Annotated in this window: 2 protein-coding genes; both read right to left on the reverse strand. The window is 33.0% G+C overall.

The window, feature by feature from the left end; genetic code table 11:
* A partial coding sequence (locus PHC28_RS15515; RefSeq protein ID WP_300102708.1) for a TonB-dependent receptor occupies nucleotides 1–2,958 on the reverse strand: 2,958 nt, incomplete at its 3' end.
* 738 nt (nucleotides 2,959–3,696) lie between these two features.
* Nucleotides 3,697–4,978 (reverse strand): ATP-binding protein (locus tag PHC28_RS15520; protein WP_300102711.1); only part of this gene is annotated, 1,282 nt, incomplete at its 5' end.

Below are 4,978 nucleotides of genomic sequence, written 5' to 3' on the forward strand. Positions count from 1 at the left end.
ATCTTCAAGATATATATCTGAAAAACGATTGTTCACATTACTATTATCGTTTCTAACTCCTACTATTGTAGTATTCGGATTTGTAACATAGACATTATTAACATCGGCTGCCGATCCATTAGGATCAATTAAAGCTAGTACGGCATGATCCTCTAACGCTTTTAAATAACCAGAACCTGTGTTAGGGTCTTCTCCAGTTATTCTTAATGCGTTCAACACTTTGTTACCAAAAGTAGCACTAAAGAAAATGTTCATATCAAAATTTCCGTAGTTAAATTTATTGTTAAATCCGAACTGAACTTTAGGAATAGAAGAACCTAAATATTTTCGATCTCTTGGTGTGATTTCTCCATCTCCATCTAAATCTTTGAATTTACGGTCACCATACCATACCCCACCAAAACCTTGTTTAACTTCTAATACTTCTCCTTTTGAATTTGTAGGCAAAGCATGTGTTTTAAAATCTTCGGCAGTAGCAAAAATTCCATCTGATACATAGCCATAAAAATCACCTATAGATCCTCCAACCACAGTTTGAGTAACTACCTCAGCTGAATTTCCATAAGTCCCAATCAATGAAGCTCCATCAGTATTCAATTTTAATACTTTATTTTCGTTATGCGACATAGTAAAGTCTGCATTCCAACTAAAGTCTTTGTTGCGTACAATTGCTGCACTAAAGGTTAAATCGTATCCTCTGTTTCTAACCTTACCAATATTAACATAAGGAGCACTTATGGCACCTGGAGAATATCCTGGAGAAGTTCCTGAATAAGCTGGCAATGGAATTTGCATTAACAAACCATCGGTAGATCTGTCATAGACATCCAAAGTCAATCCATATCTCCAATTAAACATTCTTAAATCTAAACCTGCATTAGAGTACTTTGTTTTTTCCCATTGTATTCCTGAATTTCCCATACTTGAAATAAGTTGTGCTATTCCAGACAAACCATTAGGCATTGTTTCGAGCATTGTTACATAGGCATTGTCTCTAATGTTTTGGTTGTTGGTAAGACCGTAACCCAATCTTAATTTAAGCTCATTGATTGTTTTGCTGTCTTTTAAGAATTTTTCATTGTTCAATTTCCAAGCAAAAGAACCTGAATAAGTATTAACCCAACGGTTTACAGGTGCAAATTTCGAAGAACCATCCGCACGTGCATTGACCGTAAATAAATATCTATCGTCGTAAACAAAATTAATACGACCAAAATAAGATTCTTGTGCATTATCGCTTTTACTTCCTCCATTTTTAGCCTTATTTTCATCACCACTACTTATATTAGTAATATTGTTTGAAACGAAATTTTCACGTGATGCCCAAACACTTTCTGCTTTATTTACTTGTGCTTCATGACCCAACAAGACATTAACACTATATTTACTAGCAAACACTTTATTATAAGTCAAGAAGTTTCTCAAAGCAGTATTAGCATTTTGATCAGAAGAATAATATGCATAATTTGTAGGCAATTGCGTATTTCCAAATACATAGGTTGGATTAAATTTATCCTGTGTGTTAAACGAAAAACTACCCGTAATCTCATTTCTTAAAGTAAGATCCTTTGACAACTGGACTTCTGCATACAAATTACCATACAACTGATTCCTTTTTGGATTGTTTTTATTTATTAAAGCAAGAGCTACAGGATTAGGCATATTGGGTACCCAACCATTTGTCGATTCTCCTCCTGCATAAGTACCATCAGCATTTTTCAAAGGAATATCAGGTGTTTGACTTAAAGCCTGTTTAATGATTTCCGAGTCGGTTGTAGTTACACTTTCATCTATATGGGTCAACTGCAAACTGGTTCCAATTTTTAACCAATTAGTAGTTTTGTTGTCCAAATTAATTCTTAATGAAGTTCTAGTAAATTTTGATCCTATAGCTATACCATCTTGATTAAAGTATGAAGCCGACATCAAATATTGTGTTTTATCGTTACCTCCACTCATAGAAAGAACGTGATTGCTCATTGGTGCGTTTCTAAACAATTCTTTCTGCCAGTTTGTTCCTTCTCCTAAATATTTAGGATTAGCTAATTCTGGTCTTTCATCAAATCCCCAACCGAATCCAGCATCTCTTTCATTAAGAAATGTTGCATACTCCCGCAAATTCATTGTTGGATACATTTTAGCTATCTGCTGGAATCCTGTACTGAACTCATAATTAATTTTTGGCGCACCCTCTTTCCCTCTTTTAGTAGTAATAACAATTACCCCATTGGTTGCTTGAGAACCATAAATAGCACTTGCCGAAGCATCTTTCAGTACATCTATAGATTCGATGTCCGAAGGACTAATTGTTGCTAGTGGATTAGTCCCCGCATCTCCATAAGATCCTGATACCGATCCAATAATAACGCCATCAATTATATATAATGGTGCATTATTTCCAAAAGAAGAAAGTCCGCGAATTTGTACACTAACACCTCCTCCAGGCTGACCAGAGGTTTGTTGCACTACTACACCTGCTACTTTACCTTGCAAGGCTTGGTCAATTGTAGTAGGACTTGATTTTCGAAGTTCAGCTCCTGATATGGAAGATATGGAACCTGTAAGGTCTTTTCTTTTTGCCTTACCATAACCAATTACCACTACTTCATCTAAAGTCTTTACATTTTCTTTTAGGCGAATTGTCAATTTATTGTTGGTAATCTTTACACTCTGATCTAAATAGCCAACATAGCTTAAGACAAGTGTTTCTCCTATTTTTGCTTTAATAGAAAACGCACCATCGATATCTGATGATACGACATTTTTAGCTCCTTTAAGAAGAATATTAACCCCAGGAATTGGTAGCCCATTTGAGTTCTCTAATACAACACCTGTAATTTTCACATCAGAATCTTGAGCCGATGCTACTCCAACGGAACAAAGCAACACTAAAAAGACATACTTCCTAAAAAGTTTTTTAGCTTTCACAAAACGCTGAATCACATGTTTTTCATTCATAGTTAATTTAATTTAAGTTAGTTTAGTGGTTATTTTTTTACATAAAAAAGATACCTTTATAATGAAATATTCTCTTTAAGTAATATTTCGTTTTCTACTACATTTCTCATATAACGTTGAGAACAAATTAACAATAAAGTAACATCAAACCAGGGTTCTTTTTGTATCAAAAGATGGTATCAATTGTTGCAATCACTGCGATTTAGTCAATAAAACCACGTAATTTATTTCATTACCATATTTATTAATGGGATAAAAAATTGTTTTCATAATGGAACTAATTTTAACCAAAATAAAATTTTAGCTTATAAAATATGCTCTTCAATATTAAGTACACACTTTAAAATGGTGTTTTTTGAAGGAGGTTCTAATGTCTCGGGAAAAGAATTATTTAATAATTTTTAAAGCCAATTTCAGCAAAAAATATCGATATTAAAATTACTAATTAGATAAATACCAATCAAATTTTGATGTTATTTATAATGCTTTTAAAATAAAACGGTAAAGAAGTAAAACTGATTTGTATGTATCAAAATATATTTAAGTTTACTTATATTTTGATATGTTTTCCTCAATAAAGGATACCCTTCAAAAAGGAAAGATTTTAAAATATAACTATTCTGCCTATCAAAAAATTGAATTGCCTCCAGCTAAAGCTAGAGGCAATTGATACTTTAAAAATAAAACAGACTGAATGGTTACCACAACTTTTTTTAATACGGGTAAATCATATGAGTATTATTGGCGTTTATAAATTCGCAAATACTCAGAAGGCGAAAGACCAAATTCTTCTCGAAAGTATTTAGTAAATCTTTTCGGGGAATTGAACCCCACTTCATATGCTATTTCTGCAATTTGCATTTGACTTTTTTCAAGGAGTTGACGACCCCGCTTCAATCGAATTGTTCGAATAAATTCTGTTGGCCCTTTACCTGTAATGGCTATTAACTTTTTGTATAAATGACCGCGGCTTAAACCTAAAGCCACACTAAGAGTTTCAACAGAAAACTCGGCCTCGTTTATATGGTCTTCAACAACTTTAACAGCCTTGGCTATCAGGTTTTCATCCAATGAGGTAATGGTAATTTCCGCAGGAGAGACATCTAATTTTTGACTGAAGGAAATATGACTCTTCTCAGTCCATTCCACGAATTTTTGAATGCGTAATTTTAGCAAGTCGAAATTAAAAGGTTTGGTTATATAATCATCAGCACCCAGTTCCAATCCTTCCATTACATATTCTTCTGCAGTACGTGCCGTCAATAGAATAACTGGAATATGGGACCAATAAATATTTGTTTTTATCTGTTTACAAAGTTCTATTCCATTCATAATAGGCATCATTACATCACTCACGATAATTGTTACATTAAACTTGTGCAACAATCCTAAAGCTTCTTGTCCATTATTGGCAGTTATTACAGTATATATCTCTCCAAGATTATCTTTGATAAACTCACAAAAATCATTGTTGTCATCCACAAATAGTAATATCTTTTTATCTGTAACCACATTAGCTTTTTCCACATCTTCAATAGTAAATTCGTTTAAAAGATTTTCGGCTAAATATTTTTCTTCTTTATCGACATCAACCACTTTAATTGGAATTTGGAAGGTAAAAATACTGCCATATGGCACATTATCGGTAACATTTATAGTTCCTCCGTGAAGATTAACATATTCATATACAATATGTAATCCGATTCCTGTTCCTGTTTTTTCTTGTTCTTGTTGAGCCTGATAAAACCGTTCAAAAATGTGTTCTTTTTCTTTATCGCTAATACCTGATCCTGAGTCAGAAACACTAACACAAACAGTATCATCCTCCTGTTTTATATGAATACTTATAGTACCTCCATCTAAAGTGTACTTGAATGCATTTGAAAGTATATTTGTAAATATTTTTCGGATTTTATCTTGATCAAACAGCATTGTCAAACTTCCCATATCATTGATCAAGAAGAAATTAATCGTACGTTCTTCTGCATAAACGCAAAATGAGAGGTAAATTTCATTTATA

Source organism: Flavobacterium sp. (assembly GCF_028712645.1).
Lineage (GTDB): Bacteria > Bacteroidota > Bacteroidia > Flavobacteriales > Flavobacteriaceae > Flavobacterium.